The organism is Vibrio sp. JZG120 (assembly GCF_053890955.1).
The window spans coordinates 325,501-343,652 of record NZ_JBSRRK010000005.1; the positions used below are offsets into that span (position 1 = coordinate 325,501).

Annotated in this window: 14 protein-coding genes; 11 read left to right on the forward strand and 3 right to left on the reverse strand. The window is 45.0% G+C overall.

The genetic code is table 11. The features are described 5' to 3' along the window. The first annotated feature begins 263 nt into the window (after positions 1 to 263). The 4 genes from ACWPOD_RS13075 to ACWPOD_RS13090 all read left to right on the forward strand — a co-directional run bounded on the left by ACWPOD_RS13075 (position 264) and on the right by ACWPOD_RS13090 (position 6,732). Positions 264 to 2,072, forward strand: coding sequence for an AMP-dependent synthetase/ligase (locus ACWPOD_RS13075; protein WP_046874025.1), 1,809 nt, complete (start codon positions 264 to 266; stop codon positions 2,070 to 2,072). Between the two features lie 449 nt (positions 2,073 to 2,521). Continuing rightward, entirely contained in the window at positions 2,522 to 4,246 is a 1,725-nt protein-coding gene (locus ACWPOD_RS13080) for an acetolactate synthase 3 large subunit (RefSeq protein WP_167426954.1), read from the forward strand. Position 4,247: 1 nt separating this feature from the next. After that, the gene (gene ilvN / locus ACWPOD_RS13085; RefSeq protein WP_005392253.1) at positions 4,248 to 4,742 is read left to right on the forward strand and encodes an acetolactate synthase small subunit; all 495 of its coding nucleotides are present in this window, start codon (positions 4,248 to 4,250) and stop codon (positions 4,740 to 4,742) included. 109 nt (positions 4,743 to 4,851) lie between these two features. After that, positions 4,852 to 6,732 carry a sensor domain-containing diguanylate cyclase gene (locus tag ACWPOD_RS13090; RefSeq protein ID WP_005392251.1) on the forward strand — a complete coding sequence of 627 codons (1,881 nt, stop codon included), beginning with the start codon at positions 4,852 to 4,854 and terminating at the stop codon, positions 6,730 to 6,732. 64 nt (positions 6,733 to 6,796) lie between these two features. Here the strand turns inward: ACWPOD_RS13090 and ACWPOD_RS13095 are convergent, their stop codons facing one another. Both ACWPOD_RS13095 and pykF read right to left on the reverse strand, forming a co-directional pair. Then, entirely contained in the window at positions 6,797 to 7,483 is a 687-nt protein-coding gene (locus ACWPOD_RS13095) for a GntR family transcriptional regulator (protein ID WP_167426953.1), read from the reverse strand. Between the two features lie 157 nt (positions 7,484 to 7,640). After that, positions 7,641 to 9,053 (reverse strand): pyruvate kinase PykF, encoded by a 1,413-nt coding sequence (gene pykF / locus ACWPOD_RS13100; RefSeq protein ID WP_005392243.1) that lies wholly within the window; start codon positions 9,051 to 9,053, stop codon positions 7,641 to 7,643. Positions 9,054 to 9,486: 433 nt separating this feature from the next. Here pykF and ACWPOD_RS13105 point away from each other — a divergent pair, with 433 nt between their 5' ends. The 5 genes from ACWPOD_RS13105 (at position 9,487) to ACWPOD_RS13125 (ending at position 14,951) form a co-directional block, all read left to right on the forward strand. After that, entirely contained in the window at positions 9,487 to 10,248 is a 762-nt protein-coding gene (locus ACWPOD_RS13105) for a DeoR/GlpR family DNA-binding transcription regulator (RefSeq protein WP_005392240.1), read from the forward strand. Between the two features lie 114 nt (positions 10,249 to 10,362). Further along, on the forward strand, positions 10,363 to 12,195 hold the full coding sequence (gene glmS / locus ACWPOD_RS13110) for a glutamine--fructose-6-phosphate transaminase (isomerizing) (RefSeq protein ID WP_005392238.1): 1,833 nt from the start codon (positions 10,363 to 10,365) through the stop codon (positions 12,193 to 12,195). Positions 12,196 to 12,400: 205 nt separating this feature from the next. Further along, positions 12,401 to 12,778 carry a DUF3316 domain-containing protein gene (locus ACWPOD_RS13115; protein WP_069500063.1) on the forward strand — a complete coding sequence of 126 codons (378 nt, stop codon included), beginning with the start codon at positions 12,401 to 12,403 and terminating at the stop codon, positions 12,776 to 12,778. A 102-nt stretch (positions 12,779 to 12,880) separates the two neighbouring features. Beyond that, complete coding sequence (locus ACWPOD_RS13120) at positions 12,881 to 13,573, forward strand: heavy metal response regulator transcription factor (protein WP_053808759.1); 693 nt, start codon at positions 12,881 to 12,883, stop codon at positions 13,571 to 13,573. After that, positions 13,566 to 14,951 carry a heavy metal sensor histidine kinase gene (locus ACWPOD_RS13125; RefSeq protein ID WP_456231939.1) on the forward strand — a complete coding sequence of 462 codons (1,386 nt, stop codon included), beginning with the start codon at positions 13,566 to 13,568 and terminating at the stop codon, positions 14,949 to 14,951. The genes ACWPOD_RS13120 and ACWPOD_RS13125 overlap by 8 nt, the downstream gene beginning before the upstream one ends. 54 nt (positions 14,952 to 15,005) lie before the next feature. On the opposite strand, the gene ACWPOD_RS13130 is transcribed toward ACWPOD_RS13125, so the two are convergent. Further along, positions 15,006 to 16,088, reverse strand: coding sequence for a glycerol dehydrogenase (locus ACWPOD_RS13130; protein ID WP_006742744.1), 1,083 nt, complete (start codon positions 16,086 to 16,088; stop codon positions 15,006 to 15,008). Between the two features lie 353 nt (positions 16,089 to 16,441). Between ACWPOD_RS13130 and dhaK the strand changes: the two genes are divergently transcribed. Together dhaK and dhaL are read left to right on the forward strand one after the other, a co-directional pair. After that, positions 16,442 to 17,500 carry a dihydroxyacetone kinase subunit DhaK gene (gene dhaK, locus ACWPOD_RS13135; protein WP_167426950.1) on the forward strand — a complete coding sequence of 353 codons (1,059 nt, stop codon included), beginning with the start codon at positions 16,442 to 16,444 and terminating at the stop codon, positions 17,498 to 17,500. 15 nt (positions 17,501 to 17,515) lie between these two features. Next, positions 17,516 to 18,151, forward strand: a complete 636-nt coding sequence (dhaL, locus tag ACWPOD_RS13140; protein ID WP_005379705.1) for a dihydroxyacetone kinase subunit DhaL — start codon at positions 17,516 to 17,518, stop codon at positions 18,149 to 18,151. Position 18,152 lies beyond the last annotated feature (1 nt).

Here is an 18,152-nt window from a genome sequence, read left to right on the forward strand (position 1 = left end):
ATTGGTAATCATCAATTTTTACAATTCATTGGTCCCCGAGAGATTTTTGTCTCTCGGGGCTTTTTGTTTTAGCAATCAACAATCGAAACAGTAAGTTAAATAGAGTAATCATTCAGCAGTTTTGGGTATGTTCGCGACGTATAAGTGATAGTTGTCTCTTATTAGTGATAAGTTTGATACTGGTCAGTTGCGTTTTAGCAAGCCGTGAGTACACTTGTTCGCTCAATTAGCTTACGCCTGTAAGCCAAAAGGTAAGTAAAAGAATGGCCAAGTTAGATTTTCATATCGTTAAACGTATTCGTGAACAAATTGCGAACGGTGGTACGCGCGTTGCACTCAAGCATAAAGTGGGTGAGGAATGGCAAGGTATTACGTGGACGCAATTTGGTCAGCAAGTTGATGCTTTATCACTTGCACTTTTGGCTCAGGGATTAGGAGTCCAAGATAAAATCGGCATTTTCTCGAACAACATGCCGCAATGGACGATTGCTGATATTGCAGCGCTACAACTACGCGGCGTAACAGTACCTATTTACCCAACCAATACCGCCGCTCAGTCGGCGTACATCATTGACAACGCAGACGTCAAAGTGCTGTTTGTTGGTGAGCAGCCACAATTTGACGCAGCAGTGAGCATTTTCGACCAGTGCGAGCAGTTAGAGCTCATTGTTGCCATGTCTGATGATATCGAACTTGGCGAGCATGATTTCGTTATCTCTTGGCAAGCATTTGTCGCCAAAGGCGATACTACATACCAAGTTGAATTAGACGCACGTTTAGAGCAAGCAAAGGAAGATGATCTACTCACGCTGATCTACACCTCAGGTACCACAGGCCAACCAAAGGGTGTCATGTTGGACTACGCAAACATTGCGGCGCAATTGGAAGGGCACGATCAACGCTTGAGCCTTTCTCAAAGTGATGTGTCACTGTGTTTCCTTCCGTTGTCACACGTATTTGAACGCGCTTGGACCTTTTATGTGTTGTACAAAGGGGCGACCAACTGCTATTTGCAAGACACCATGCAGGTACGTGATGCACTGAGCCAAGTGCAACCTACCGTGATGTGTGCCGTGCCGCGTTTCTATGAGAAGATCTTCTCTGCGATTCACGAGAAAGTGTCTCGCGCGCCAATTCATCGCAAGATCATGTTTACTTGGGCTGTGAACATGGGCGCAAAAATGGCCGCTTGTCATCAAGAAAAACGTCAGCCATCGCTCATGCTGCGCAAGTCATATGCCCTGGCGGATAAGTTGGTTTTGAGCAAGCTGCGTGCGTTACTTGGTGGACAAATCAACTTTATGCCGTGTGGCGGTGCAAAGTTAGATGAAACCATAGGTCGATTCTTCCACGCGATTGGTATCAATGTGAAGTTAGGTTACGGCATGACTGAAACCACGGCGACAGTATCGTGTTGGGATGATAAGTGCTTTAATCCAGACTCTATTGGTATGTCGATGCCTGGCGCGCAAGTGAAGATCGGTGAGAACAACGAGATTCTCGTGCGTGGTCCAATGGTGATGCGTGGCTATTACAAAATGCCAGAAGAGACCGAAAAGACCTTTGATGAGCACGGTTTCCTAAAAACTGGCGATGCGGGTTACATTGATGAAAATGGCAACCTGTTCATCACTGATCGCATCAAAGAGTTGATGAAAACTTCAGGTGGTAAATACATCGCTCCACAAATGATTGAAGGTGCGATAGGTAAAGACCACTTCATCGAGCAAATCGCGGTTATCGCGGATACGCGTAAGTTTGTCTCGGCGCTGATTGTGCCGTGTTTTGATTCTCTTGAAGAGTATGCGAAAGAGCTGAATATCAAGTATCACGATCGCGTTGAATTGATTAAGCACCACCAAGTGGTCGAAATGCTTGAGAAGCGTGTTAACGATCTCCAAAAAGAGTTGGCAAAGTTTGAACAGGTGAAGAAGTTTAAACTGTTACCAAGAGCTTTCTCTATGGATGATGGTGAGTTAACGCCAACTCAAAAACTGCGTCGTAAAGTCATCAATGACAAATACCAAGATGAAATTGAAGAAATGTATAAGGAAAAGTCAGAGAAAAAGTAACTTAAGCTGACTTAGATTTTATATTGATGAAAAAATCCCCAGTGATGTGATTGCGCATTACTGGGGATTTTTGTTTGTGTTGATTCTTTCTATTTTGCTCACCAAATACAGCTATTTAGCACCCTATACTTAAAAGGTTCTGAAATAATGTTCTTTTTTTGAACGTTAAATTTTTAGGTTGCACTGTGAAATAAGGTATGTGTGGCTGCTATTCCTACTAACATTCTAATTACTAGCATCTTGTTTAAAAAGTAGACCAACCTCTCATTAGACCCGTTGATAATAAAACGTTACATTTGTTGGGTAACCTTGCGGGATGTTATGACGAACGCAAGACATAGCCGAAAACGTGGAAGTATTTCGATTAGGCTACGAATAAGACCTAGACTATGTAAAACCAGACCAATCCGTTGACCTTACGGTGAGGAAACTGGCTAAGGAGAGCAATTATGACAGCAATGTTGTCAGGCGCAGAGATGGTGGTTCAATCTCTGATAGAAGAGCACGTAGAGCAGATCTTTGGCTACCCAGGTGGCTCTGTTTTGGATATCTATGATGCACTGCATGCCAAAACCGATCAAATCAAACACGTACTTGTAAGGCATGAGCAAGCCGCCACTCATATGGCAGATGGTTACGCTCGTGCTACCGGTAAACCGGGTGTCGTACTGGTATGTTCAGGTCCGGGCGCGACCAATACCATTACAGGTATTGCCACGGCTTATATGGACTCCATCCCAATGATCGTTATCTCGGGTAATGTACCTAATAGCCTAATTGGTAATGATGCTTTCCAAGAATGTGACATCGTTGGTGTTTCTCGCCCAGTGGTCAAACACAGCTTTTTAGTGAAAAAAGCGGAAGATATTCCTGAAACGATCAAGAAAGCGTTTTATATCGCGACCACAGGTCGACCTGGTCCAGTAGTGATTGACTTGCCGAAAGATGTAATGAATCCGCAAATCAAACTGCCTTACCAATACCCAGAAACGCTTTCAATGCGTTCTTACAAGCCGACGACGTCGGGTCATAAAGGCCAGATTAAAAAAGCCCTTAAATCGCTGTTAGAAGCGAAAAAGCCAGTGCTTTATATCGGTGGTGGTGCTGTAATTTCTGGCGCTCATGAACATATTTTAGAGCTCTCCGACAAGCTGAACCTTCCAGTAGTCAGTACGTTGATGGGACTAGGCGCATTCCCTGGAACACATAAAAACTCACTGGGCATGCTGGGTATGCATGGTACTTACGAAGCCAATATGGCGATGCATGAAGCGGATCTCATTTTTGGTATCGGTGTGCGTTTTGATGATCGCACGACGAACAACCTTGAAAAATACTGCCCAAACGCAAAAGTCATGCATATTGATATCGATCCATCATCGATCTCGAAAAACGTGAAAGTGGATTTACCTATCGTAGGCTCTGCGGAAAAAGTGCTCACAACCATGCTTGGCCTGCTGGCAGAGCAAGAAGGTGGGAATGATCAAGATGCTATCACCGCATGGTGGGATGACATTCAGGTGTGGCGTGACCGCAACTGTTTGGCTTATGAGAAATCACCAGAGCGAATTAAGCCACAGCAAGTGATTGAAACCTTGCACAAGCTGACCAATGGTGATGCGTATATTGCTTCTGATGTGGGTCAGCACCAGATGTTTGCAGCACTTTACTACCCATTTAACAAACCACGCCGTTGGATCAACTCGGGTGGATTGGGCACTATGGGATTTGGCCTTCCGGCTGGTATGGGTGTTAAGTTTGCCATGCCACAAGAAGAAGTCGTGGTTGTTACGGGCGATGGCAGTATTCAAATGAATATCCAAGAGCTTTCGACAGCCATGCAATACGATATTCCAGTGAAGATCATCAACCTGAACAACCGATTCCTAGGCATGGTAAAACAATGGCAAGACATTATTTATCAAGGTCGTCACTCTAATTCTTACATGAGTTCTGTTCCTGATTTTGCAGCGATTGCAGAAGCTTATGGTCACGTCGGTATTCGTATCGAAACGCCTGATCAGCTCGAAGAAGGGCTACAAAAAGCGTTGGATATGAAAGATCGTCTGGTGTTTGTGGACATCAACGTAGACGAAACCGAACACGTATACCCGATGCAAATCAAAGGTGAGGGTATGGATAAAATGTGGCTAAGCAAAACGGAGAGAACTTAATATGAGACACATTATTTCACTGCTATTGGAAAACCAACCGGGTGCGTTGTCTCGTGTTGTTGGTTTGTTCTCTCAACGTGGTTACAACATTGAATCTTTGACGGTATCACCGACAGATGATGAAACGCTGTCGCGAATGAACATTACCACGACGTCTGATGAGATGCAGTTGGAGCAAATTCAGAAGCAGTTACACAAATTGATCGATGTGCTGAAAGTACAAGAAGTCACCGAGTACGAGCACATCGAACGTGAACTGATGATGGTGAAAGTGAAAGCCAGCGGTTTTGCGCGAGCAGAAGTGAAACGGACGGCAGACATCTTCCGTGGCCAGATCGTGGATGTCACTGCTGCTCAATACACGGTACAACTTGCGGGCACGAGTGAAAAGTTGGATGCCTTCATTCAAGCGATATCTGAAGTAACTGAAGTCGTCGAAGTTGCTCGTAGTGGCGTAGTGGGTATTGCCCGAGGTGAGCGCGCACTCAAACCGTAATTGTCTAATTGCATATAGAAAAGCCACTTAATCTAAGTGGCTTTTTGTTTAGAAAATAACAATTAATGATATAATTGTCGTTTTAGTAAGCATTATAGGCAGTAGACGCGTGAAAATACCTAAGCGAGTCGGCACATTGTTGGCGACAGCACTATTTTTTAGTGCGCTCACTGCAGTTTACTATTATCAGAAATATCTGACGTTATTAGAGAGTAACGTTGAGAATACCGCTCAAGAAGCATTACACCAACTGGCTTATACTGGTCGCGAATACAACAATATTCAGGATCAAATTGAGACGATCAGCGATCTTCTCGGTCACAGCCAAAGTCTTTACGACTATCTACGTCAGCCGAACCGGGTCAACCTTTCTATCTTAGAAGATATGTGGATCTCGGTTGCGATCAACCAAAAGCTATATAAACAAATTCGTTTTCTTGATATTACCGGTCAGGAAAAAGCACGGATTAATTACGATTTCAAAACGGGTATCGCTGCACCCGCCCTCAAATTACATGACAAGTCAGAGCGGGATTATTTTCATTACGCGCAAGGTTTAGGTAATGATGAAATTGCGTCGTGGGGGATTGAACTGGAGCGGGAAAATGGTGAGCTTGTTTACCCTTATAGCCCTTCATTGCGTATTCTGATGCCGATTTCTCTCAATGGGAAACGCGAAGGGTATCTTGTTCTTAATGTTGATATTGAGTATTTATCTTCTCGACTCAACTACTCACCGGTGCGGGATTTTCATATTGAGTTAATTAAAAGTGATGGCTTTTATATCGCGAGCCCTAAGTCATCACGCTTGTACGGCAATATTATCCCAGCTCGTTCTCAATTTAATTTTGGCCGGATGTACCCCAACATTTGGCGCACGATGATCTCAGAAGTTTCGGGCTATGAGTACAACGGCTCGAATTTGATTGCGTATAGCACGATCCAATTTGTTTCTAGTGAACCACTTCATCTGGTTATTGATCTTACCAATGAGCAATTACTATCTCGATCTCAGCGAGATATTGATGACTTAATCCAAGAAGCGTTTTTTGTATTAAGTTTGGTGTTTGGTTTTACTTTACCAACGACCGCGCTAGCCCTGCACTATCGACGTCATAGTATGGAATCGAAGTTAGCTCGGGCTGCACTTGATGGCATGACTGCGGTGATGATCTCAGATGCGTCGCATCGAATCATTATGGTGAACCAAGAATTTGAAAACATGATGGGCTATTCAACCAAGCATACTCAAGGCTGGAATGCGCATAATCTAATTTTCTTACCGGAAGATCTCGAGTCGACCCTCAATATTTGGAATAAGCTTGCGAACGAGCACGTTTGGGAAGGTGAGGTTCGTTGTCGAACCAAGTTTAATCACGTATTTACCGCCATTATGCGCATTCAGGCAAACTTAACCAAGTCAGGTAAAGTAAGCTATTACATCACGTCGCTGGTGGATATATCCGAGCAAAAAGAGCTGGAAGAAAAGCTACGCAACCTCAGTGAAAAAGATGGGTTGACGGGCTTGTGGAACCGTCGAAAATTTGAAGAGCAATTAGCGCAATATGCCGGGATTATTGAGCGTTATCCTGATAGTCCCCCTGCATGTTTGGCGTTGTTTGATATTGACCACTTTAAGCGCATTAACGATGAACTTGGGCACGATGAAGGGGACAAGGTGATTTGCAGTGTCGCGGAGACTCTTCTTAAAGAGGTGCGCAGTACTGACTTTGTGTCTCGCGTCGGTGGTGAGGAGTTTGCGGTGATCATGCCGCATACCACACTCGAAGAAGCAGAAGTTGTATTGAACCGGTTACGTGTGGCGGTTCAACTGCGCAGTGATAGAGCGATTACTGTTAGCGCCGGGTATAGTGATTTAACTTCTGATCGCACGCGCACTTATAAATGTGCTGATATTGCCTTGTATGAATCCAAAAGTGCAGGGCGTAACTGCGTATCGCTATGTCATAGTTTCGATGATATTGCTTAGCTCTTTTTCAAAAACAAAAAATCGGGGATAGACCCCGATTTTTATGCTTATTTTAGCCTCAGCGTTATTCGCTAGCCAGTATGCGATATTGGTTGTCGATGGCCGCTTCGATACACTGCATTGACTGTCTCAAATAACGCTCTAGATAACCTAAAGCATCCTGGCTTCTTTTATCTAACGACGTCTTCATCAGCATTTCTTGCTCATCGATATTACAGTGCCCTGGGTTTCCAGTACCTAACATTTGCATAGCAAAATATTGGTAACGCTTAATTTGCGTGAGTAGATCGCGGAAAAAACCAAACATATTGGCAGAGCCAGCGCCTTCAAACAGCGCAGTAAGAAACTGATTATGGCGTTCTTCCCATTCCTTCCAGCAAAAGCTTTCGCCAGATTTAGAGCGGGATAACTTGTGATAAGCGGTTAGGACGTCCAGTTCCCAATTTTCATCGCCAATCACAATTGCTTTATTTAGTAGGCATGCAGAGACCATTTGTAGGCTCTCGTACAAGTCATTCAACTCATCGTTACATACAGGTGCAACCCAGCAGCCTTTTTGCGGCTCGAGTTTGACGTATTTGCTCCACGATAACTGCACCAAAGCTTCGCGAATGGGTGACGCTCCTACGTTGTACTTCTCTTTGAGTTCCGCAACCACGAGTTTTTGACCCGGTTTAAGCACGCCATCGAGAATATCCTGACGGATCATTTTTGATACTTTGTCGGTAAGAGTGGGACTGGACACATACACCTCATAGAAATTTTAATCGTGACGACAAAATTAAACAGTACGCAATTCTGCGCATGGTGAATGATACAGTTAGGCTATTATTAGAGCAAGAAAGCCATATAAAAAAAGAGGGCATAAGCCCTCTTTCTCAATCAACTGAAGTATGAAAAGTTCAGTCTTATAGTACGTGTACAGAAGCTGTGTTCGTAGTACCTGAAGCAACTAGAGCGCCAGAAACCATAACAACGATATCGCCTTTGTTACCTAGACCAGATTCTAGAGCAAGCTCTTTACCTGCTACGTAGAATGCGTCAGTGCTTTCGATTGAATCAACAACTACAGGAGTAACACCTTTAGTTAGAACTAGCTGTGCAGCAGTTTTCTTGTTAGTTGTTAGAGCTAGAATGTTTGCAGTTGGGAAGTACTTACGTACTGAACGTGCAGATTTACCACCTTCAGTTGCAACAACGATAAGTGGAGCAGCCAGTTTCTCGGCTGTGTCTACTGCGCCTTTACATACTGCTTCAGTGATGCGTAGACGTGGGCTGTCTAGACGAGAACCTAGCTCAGCTTTTAGCGCTGAATCAGTACGGTTCGCGATTTGAGCCATGATAGTTACCGCTTCAACAGGGTACTTACCTTTCGCTGTTTCACCAGAAAGCATTACTGCGTCAGTACCGTCCATTACCGCGTTAGCAACGTCGCCAGCTTCCGCACGAGTAGGACGTGGGTTGTTGATCATAGAATCAAGCATTTGAGTTGCAGTGATAACCATCTTACGTGCACGGTTACACTTCTCGATCATCATTTTCTGAGCGAAGATTACTTCTTCAGCTGGGATTTCAACACCTAGGTCACCACGAGCAACCATGATGCCGTCAGAAAGCTCTAGGATCTCGTCGAAGTTATCAACACCTTCTTGGTTTTCGATCTTAGAGATGATGTGGATGTTCTCGCCGCCGTTTGCCGCTAGAACTTCACGGATTTCTTGAACGTCAGAAGCTTTACGGATGAAAGAAGCAGCTACGAAGTCAACGCCTTGCTCACAACCGAATTTAAGGTCGTTCTTATCTTTTTCAGATAGAGCAGGTAGGTTTACAGAAACGCCAGGAAGGTTAACACCTTTGTTCTCGCCTAGTGCACCGTTGTTAAGTACTTTACATTTAACTTCTGTTTCAGTCTTAGAGATAACTTCCATCTCGATTAGACCGTCGTCGACTAGGATAGTGTTACCTACGTTTAGGTCTGCTGCGAAACCTGCATAAGTTACTGCAACTTTATCTTTGTTACCTACAACTGAAGTGTCAGTTGTGAAAGTGAATTCTTGACCAGCTACTAGATCAACGTCGTTACCGCCTTCTAGCTTAATAGTGCGGATTTCTGGACCTTTAGTATCTAGAAGAATTGCTAGTGGTTTGCCAGTAGCTTCCATTACTTTACGGAAGTTCGCGATACGAGTGCCGTGTTCTTCGTAGTCACCGTGAGAGAAGTTAAGACGCATTACGTTCATGCCTGCGTTCACTAGCTCAGTTAGCTTCTCTACAGATTCAGTTTTAGGGCCAATCGTACATACGATTTTGGTCTTTTTCATGGAAGATACTCTCCGGTAAGTATAGTTACAATTTGAAAGTCGGTTGTTTACTCTGAAGTTAGGGCGTTATTAATGACATTTAGTGCCTGTCACCCACCGATTTTTCGCCTCATTATCAGTACTTCAGATTCTGAAAGTCTTTCACCAAGTTTAGTCATTTTATGACTAAAAGATCGGCGATTTTGGTTACCTTTTTGTGACTAATCCCACTTTATATGCAGAAAGTTGCAAAAAAATAGCCTTCAATTCTGTAATTTTTTTTCTTTTCGGTGGCGAATTCTACCACTGAATGAATCCAATATCACTGTTTAAGAATTGTCTTAGGACAAGGTTTTATCGAGAAATATTAATTTTTTGGATCGAAATAAATGGACTTAAAAGTTTCGGTTTGACTATAATAAGTTTCACATCGAAACTTAAATTCAAAACGTAAATGTCGAAACGAAATACTCAACTAAGAAGACACGCCATTTCTAACTTGGTTTCTGAGCTAGGAGAAGTCAGCGTTGACGAACTCGCTCAGAAATTCGAAACCTCAGAGGTCACGATTAGAAAGGATTTAGCTTCTTTAGAGAAAAATGGCCAACTTCTACGCCGCTACGGCGGTGCGATTGCTATCCCAACAGAAGTCATTCACGAAGAATTGAGCGCTAATGTTTCGACTCGAAAGCTAAACTTGGCAAAAGCAGCGGCATCACTGATTCGAGACCATAATCGCATCGTGATCGACAGTGGCAGTACGACGGCTGCGTTGATTCAACAGTTGAATGACAAACGTGGCTTAGTTGTCATGACCAACTCATTGCATGTTGCTAACGCCCTTAATGAATTAGAGAGCGAACCAACACTGCTGATGACTGGCGGGACTTGGGATACGCACTCAGAATCTTTTCAAGGCAAAGTAGCCGAATCTGTGTTACGAGCTTACGACTTTGACCAGCTATTTATCGGTGCGGATGGCATCGATCTCGAACGCGGCACCACAACATTTAATGAATTGGTTGGTTTGAGTAAGGTAATGGCGGAAGTGTCGCGCGAAGTGATCGTCATGATCGAATCGGAAAAAATCGGTCGTAAGATCCCGAATTTAGAGCTCGCTTGGCATCAAATTGATGTGCTAGTGACGGATGCTGATATTCAGCAAGAACACAAAATACAGATTGAACAACATGGCGTGAAAGTCATTTGCGCCTAATCTAATAATGTAACCAGTTTCATATTTCACTTCCCTCTGAATACAGGCCTTTGCTTGCTGCCTCTATCTGAAACATGGCTAGGGAAGAACAAAACTACAAACGGAGATAAACACATGTGTGGAATCGTAGGTGCAGTAGCACAACGAGATGTTGCAGAAATTTTGGTTGAAGGTCTACGCCGCTTAGAGTATCGCGGTTACGACTCAGCTGGCGTTGCTGTTGTTGATGGCGAGTCAAACCTAACGCGCGTTCGTCGCTTGGGTAAAGTGCAAGAACTGGCTGATGCAGTAGAAGAAGCAAAAGTGATCGGCGGAACGGGTATTGCGCACACTCGTTGGGCGACGCACGGTGAACCATCTGAAGTTAATGCACACCCACATATGTCTGGCGATATTGCTGTTGTACATAACGGTATTATCGAAAACCACGAAGAGCTTCGTGAATTGCTTCAATCTCGTGGTTACGTGTTTGAATCTCAAACGGATACAGAAGTTATCGCACACATGGTTGAGTGGGAACTTCGCACTTCAGAAACGCTACTAGAAGCAGTACAAAAAACAGCGAAACAACTTGAAGGCGCCTACGGCACGGTAGCGTTGGATCGCAAAGATCCTTCACGCATCGTAGTTGCACGTTCAGGCAGCCCGATCGTAATTGGTTTTGGTGTGGGTGAAAACTTCCTGGCTTCTGACCAACTTGCGCTACTGAATGTAACGCGCCGTTTCATGTACCTAGAAGAAGGTGATGTGGCAGAAATCACTCGCCGTGAAGTTACTGTCTTTGACGCAACGGGCGAGCTGGTTGAGCGTGAAATCGTAGAATCCAACGCAGAACATGATGCTGGCGATAAAGGCCAATACCGCCACTTCATGCAAAAAGAAATCTATGAGCAACCTAAAGCGTTGATCAACACAATGGAAGGCCGTATCACGGCAGACTCTGTTGTAACTGATGCGATCGGTGTGCATGCGGCTGACATTCTAAGCAAAGTAGAACACGTACAAATCGTTGCGTGTGGTACGTCTTACAACGCAGGTATGACAGCGCGTTACTGGTTTGAAGACATTGCTGGCGTGAGCTGTGACGTAGAAATCGCCTCTGAGTTCCGTTACCGCAAGTTTGTGACTCGTCCAAACAGCCTATTGATCACGTTGTCTCAGTCTGGTGAAACCGCCGATACGCTAGCAGCACTTCGTCTTGCGAAAGAAAAAGGTTACATGGCGGCGATGACTATTTGTAACGTAGCAGGTTCTTCTTTGGTTCGTGAGTCAGATTTTGCATTCATGACTCGCGCTGGTGTTGAAATCGGTGTCGCTTCAACCAAAGCGTTCACGACTCAGCTTTCTGCACTATTGATGCTGGTTACGGCGTTAGGTAAAGAGCAAGGTCGCGTTAGCAAAGAGAAAGAAAAAGAGATTGTTGAAGCGCTACACGCACTTCCTAAGCAAATCAACGCGGCACTTTCTTTCGAGAAAGACATTGAAGCACTAGCGACGGATTTCGCAGACAAGCACCACACACTGTTCCTAGGTCGTGGTGAATTCTATCCAATCGCGATGGAAGCGTCTCTAAAATTGAAAGAGATCTCTTACATCCACGCAGAAGCTTACGCGGCGGGTGAACTGAAACATGGTCCTCTAGCGCTGATTGACGCTGACATGCCTGTTGTTGTGGTTGCACCAAGTAACGACCTACTTGAAAAGCTAAAATCAAACGTTGAAGAAGTACGTGCACGTGGCGGCCTTCTATACGTATTCGCAGATGCAGACGCAGGCTTCGAAGGCGATGAAACAATGAAGATCATCACGATGCCTCACGTTAGTGAAATCACGGCGGCGATCTACTACACCATCCCAATGCAGTTGCTGTCATACTACGTAGCGCTGATCAAAGGTACGGACGTAGACCAACCACGCAACCTAGCGAAAGCGGTAACGGTTGAGTAATTACGCTGAACAGCAAAAATCCCAAGCGGCACATGCGAGAGTATGTGCCGCTTTTTTTTGTCTTATTCTAAGCGTGATGGAACGCTCAAGAGCCTTCGCCAGTAGGTTGCTTTCATGACAAAAATGTCATTTTGTTGAAAGGGTGGTGTCAGAGGCGGTGTTCAATAATGACCTCATTGAAAACAAGCACTCAAAGGTTAACAACATGAACGCAATCAAAACTGCTCTTTTTGTAACGGTAATGGCAATGACTAGCGCATCTGCATTCGCTCAACCACTTTTCACTGGTGGCAACTACGTGAGCCACGAAGAGATGAAAACCATCTCAGTTACGCCGACAGCAACGTCAGATGAGGCTTATCAACAGGCACTGTCTGAACTCAATTCACTTAAAACCATGACGGCTCGTGAACTGAATAAAGAGCTCAATATCCTGACGTTTAATGTGAAGTCTCGCAGTACGCATTTAAAAGATGGTGGCTTCGTGACCGTGCAAGAACGCATGAATGAAGATGGTCAGTTGGAATATTTGGGCAAAGTGAATGTCAAAGTGCATTATGCCGAACGCGATAACAATCGATAATGGTTTGCCAATGGGGAAGAGTATGGTGTGGTTCACATCATGCTCTTTTTCGAGCTTTATACTGGGTTCTCATCCTCCCGCTAACACACCAGGTAAGTAAAGTTGAAAATATTGATCGTCGAAGATGAGCACAAAGCCGGAGAATATCTGCAAAAAGGTTTGATTGAATCTGGGTATGTGGTGGATTTAGTGCATGATGGGGTCGATGGGCTTTATCACGCTACCAGTGAAGAATATGACTTAATCCTCCTCGACATTATGTTGCCTAAACTCGATGGTTGGCAGGTGCTTAATACATTGCGCAGTAGTGGGATTCACACCCCAGTGATCATGCTGACAGCGAAGGAGCAAGTGGAAGATCGCGTGCGCGGTTTTGAGCTGGGTGCCAATGACTATGTCGTAAAACCTTACGCGTTTGCGGAGCTACTGGCGCGTGTTCAAAACGTATTTCGTCATCATATTGCCGCGCAAGTGGTCGCATCGCCGCAAACATTACGTGTGGCAGATTTAGAACTTGATATGATCAAACGCGTTGCCACGCGCGCGGAGCAGTCGATATCGCTTACCGCCAAAGAATATGCCCTGCTTGAGTTGCTGATGCGCAAAACTGGCCAAGTGCTTTCACGTACCACTATTGCGTCGTTAGTGTGGGATATGAACTTTGACAGCGATACCAATGTGATTGATGTGGCGGTCAAACGTCTGCGTAGCAAAGTGGACAAACCGTTCGATAAACCACTGATTCACACAGTCAGAGGGATGGGCTACAAACTCGAAGAGAGTTGTGATGCCTAAGTTTTCGCTCCCTTTTTCCATGAAAAATAAGCTCGTGCTGATGTTTGTTAGCATGACGTTCGTGACCTATTTTTCTTTGGCCTTCATCCTACAGTACGCCATTGAGCGCCACTTTTATTCGCAAGATTTCAGCTATATTTCCAGTAAGTTCAATGCCATTGAGAAAGCGTTAAAACGCTCGCCAGAGGATGTGTTCAAGCAAGCGAATAACAGCACGCTCTACATGTGGGTGTTTGAAGGCAAGCAGAACGTGTATCAGAATTCGAGCCTGACGATTCCTCAGAACCGAGCCTATAGCATTAGCTCACCTCAGGTTTTAAATCACGAGCGCGCCATCGAATGGAGTGAGGACTCGCTGAATATCCGCGCGTTTGCGTTTCAAGCTGGGGAGTATCAGGTGGTGCTCGGCATGAGTATCAACCACCATATTTTGTTTTTGGATAAACTCGACTGGATTTTGTTTTGGGCGCTCGGTTTGGCGTTTGTGATTTCTTCCGCGTTGAGCGGTTGGATTGTAAAACGTGGGTTGAAGCCGATTGTGGGGTTGAATCAGCACATTCAACAGATATCCCCAGAGCAAATGGGCATTCGTCTCGACCCCGATTCGTTGCCAATAGAACTGCGCGAGTTATCCAACAAACACAACGCGATGCTCGATAGGTTGCAAACTGGTTTTCGCCGCTTGAGCGAGTTTTCTTCTGATATAGCACATGAGTTAAAAACGCCACTCACCAACATTACCACGCAAAATCAGGTCATTTTAGGTGCGTGTCGAACGCCTGAAGAGTATCAGGATGCGATTGCCTCAACGTTGGAAGAACTCAACCGCATCACGAAAACCATCAACGATTTGCTCTACATTGCCAAGGCTGAAAACAAGCTCATTCATCGCCATGACGAAGTGTTTGCGGTGCGGGAGGAAATCGACCGCTTGGTCGCGTATTTTGAAATATTGGCCGAAGATGCCGATGTGCAAATCGTGAACTCAGGCGACGGTCAGCTCTATATGGACAAAAACATGTTTGAGCGTGCGGTGGGTAATTTGCTCTCCAACGCGATTCGTCATGCGTATGCTGATTCAACCATTGTGATTGACGTTCAAGAGGTTGATGAACAGGTGACGATATCGGTCAGCAACCAAGGTGATACCATTGCCGAGCAAAACTTACCGTACCTTTTCGACCGTTTTTATCGCGCAGATAAGTCTCGCCAACATGTAGGTAGCGTCGGTGCAGGGCTAGGTTTATCGATTACCCAATCTATCGTGCAAGCGTATGAAGGACAGATAAAAGTAACATCAGATAAAGACAAGACGCGGTTTGTTATGATGTTGCCATCGGCAGGTGTCAATGGAAGTGATAAGTCAGTTGAAGCATAAAAGGCAAGCCTTGGCTTGCCTTTGGAGACTTAAACTCGTTTGAAGTTATTTGGGTTATTGACCCAGTTGATGAGCGGTTAGAATTGCAGAGTAGACATTTTCTGCCGTCACTGGGAATGGCATATTGTGGATGGTTTCTCCCTCGGCCGTTGAGGCTTCGGCGACCTCGCGCAACTTATCGTGATTAAGCTCTTTAACGCCCATATCAAATAAGTTGGTTGGTAGACCTACCGATCGGCAGAAGGCGAGAACCGTATTAATCTCTTCCATCGCTGCGTTTTCTAGCACCAGTTGAACAAGTGTGCCGAACGCGACTTTCTCACCATGATAGAGATGATGACACTCTTCAAGCTTAGTTAGGCCGTTATGAATAGCGTGAGCACCCGCTAGACCACTGCTTTCAAAACCGATACCGCTAAGGTATGTATTGGCTTCAATAATGTTTTCTACCGCTTTGGTGCTCACACCATTTTCTACTGCAGCTTTTGCTTTTACACCATCTTCAAGCAAGGTTTCATAGCAAAGTTTCGCAAGCGCTTGCGCTGAACGCGTCGCTAAACCACCTGCCATTGTTGCCTTACCAGAGGTCATGTTGGCACGAGCTTCAAAGTAGGTGGAAAGCGCGTCGCCCATCCCAGATACAAGTAAGCGAACAGGGGCTTTGGCGATGACTGACGTATCCATGATGACCATGTCTGGGTTTTTAGGGATCATCAAATATTCTGCAAATTCACCTTCAGGTGTGTATATCACCGCAAGCGCTGAGGTTGGCGCATCAGTCGAGGCAATCGTAGGAACCACCACGACAGGAATTTTGGTGTAAAACGCAACAGCCTTTGCTGTATCTAACGTTTTACCACCACCAATACCGACAATGACATCGTGTTTCTGAGTGGCACAAATGTCCGTGATGCGTTCAATCTCAACGCGCGAACATTCGCCACCAAAAATGTTCATAGTGAGTGGAAGCTTTTCGTCAGCAAAACTTTGTTTGACGTCATCACCAACCAGGTTAGTCACGAACTCATCGGCAATTACTAACGGACGTTCACCCAATGTTTTCACATAGTGAGCGATAGATGTAAGTACTTGTTCACCTTGGACGTATTTGCTTGGGCTGATAATAATTTTGTCCATAATTCAAACCTTTAACCTTTTTTATGTGTGTTTTGGACTGCAATGAATATCCATTGTAGGGATAAGGTTTATATTAGGTTTGGTGTGGTAAGTGGTGAAGGATATCTCTGGTTTTGTTCCATGCTTTTATGACCTCTGTGTCAAACCGACTGTCAGAAGTAATAAGCATCACCATGCTTTATGGCGACGATCACTATTCAAGCGAATTCGTCGTTTTTCGTTTCATATTGAAACAAAAATACCGAAGTTGTTGTTTCAATATGAAACGGATTGATTTTTGTTGAGCACGTTTTTTCTCTGTTTAAGATGAATTCATGCCCTACATAAAAATATAAATGGAATGAGATAGAACGATGAAAAAGTTAATTAACCAAGTCGATGATGTTGTATTGCAGCAAATGGAAGGCCTGGCACTGTCCCGCCCTGAGCTAAAAGCCAACTACGAGCCTCGTTACATGTGGCACGAGGAAACGCCGGGGCAAGTGGCATTGGTTTCTGGTGGTGGCTGTGGTCATGAACCTTTGCACGCAGGTTTTATTGGTAAAGGCATGCTGACAGGCGCCTGCCCAGGAGAGGTATTTACTTCACCTACGCCTGATCAAATGTACGAATGTGGTAACCAAGTGAATACTGGTGAAGGCGTGCTATTTATCATTAAAAACTACACCGGCGACGTGTTGAACTTTGAAACGGCCGTGGAACTCCTTCATACCGATGGCATCAAAGTTGGATCGGTGTTGGTGGATGACGATGTTGCAGTCAAAGACAGCCTGTATACCGCTGGTCGCCGTGGCGTCGCTGGAACGGTATTGGTTGAGAAGTTAGTTGGGGCTGCCGCGAACAAAGGTTATTCGTTGGAGCAATGTGAAGCTCTGGCTCGTCGCGTTAATAATCACTGTCGTTCATTTGGCGTGGCGCTTAATGCTTGTGTTGTGCCAGCGGCGGGTAAACCATCTTTTGTTCTGGAAGATGATGAAGTGGAGTTTGGTGTTGGTATCCATGGTGAACCAGGTATCAAGCGAGTGAAATACACCGACGCCGATACGTTAGTGGATGAGATGTTTGCTGAAGTTGCTGAAAACACGCCTTATCAGCGCACATTGCGTATTTGGAATCGTGACGAAGGTGAATGGGATGAAGTGGAATCCAGCATTGAGCCTTTCGCCGCTGAACACGACTACATTGTGATGGTAAATGGTATGGGCGGAACGCCAATTTCTGAGCTTTACGGAGTGTACCGCCGTCTTGCCCATAACTGCGAGCAATCAGGGTTCCGTATCGTACGTAATATGGTCGGTAACTTCTGTACGTCACTCGATATGGAAGGCGTTTCAATTACGTTGCTGAGAGCAGATAAAGAGATGTTGGAGCTGTTTGATGCTCCTGTCGATACGGCCGCGATCAAGTGGTAACAGGGGGGAGCAAACATGCAAATTGAAAAACAACATATCGTTCACTGGTTAGAGCTATGTGCAAAAACGTATCAAGAGAATCAAGATTTTCTGACCGACCTTGATCGTGATATTGGTGACGCCGACCATGGTCTCAATATGAACCGAGGCTTTAAAAAAGTCGCGGAAAAACTGCCGCAATTTGCGGACCAAAATATCGGCAGCATTCTCAAGAATACGGGCATGACCTTGCTTTCTAGTGTCGGTGGGGCAAGTGGCCCGCTTTATGGCACGCTGTTTATTCGCACGGCTGCCGCTGTCGGAACTCGAGAGCAATTAACGTTTGAAGAGTTAGTGGATGCACTAAAAAGCGGTGTGGATGGTGTGGTGTCTCGTGGTAAAGCGGAACTGGGTGATAAAACCATGTGTGATGTTTGGTTACCCGTTTTAGTTAGCGTGAAGGCGTCGTTAGAAAATGGCATGAGCGCTGACCATTTATTGAATGAAATGGTTGAGCTAGCAGAAACGAACGCGGTTGCCACGATTGAAATGTTGGCGAAAAAAGGGCGAGCAAGCTATTTAGGTGAGCGCAGTATTGGTCACCAAGACCCCGGCGCAACCTCTTCTTTGTTAATGATTAAAGCGCTACAGCAGGCAATAGCAGGTAATTAAG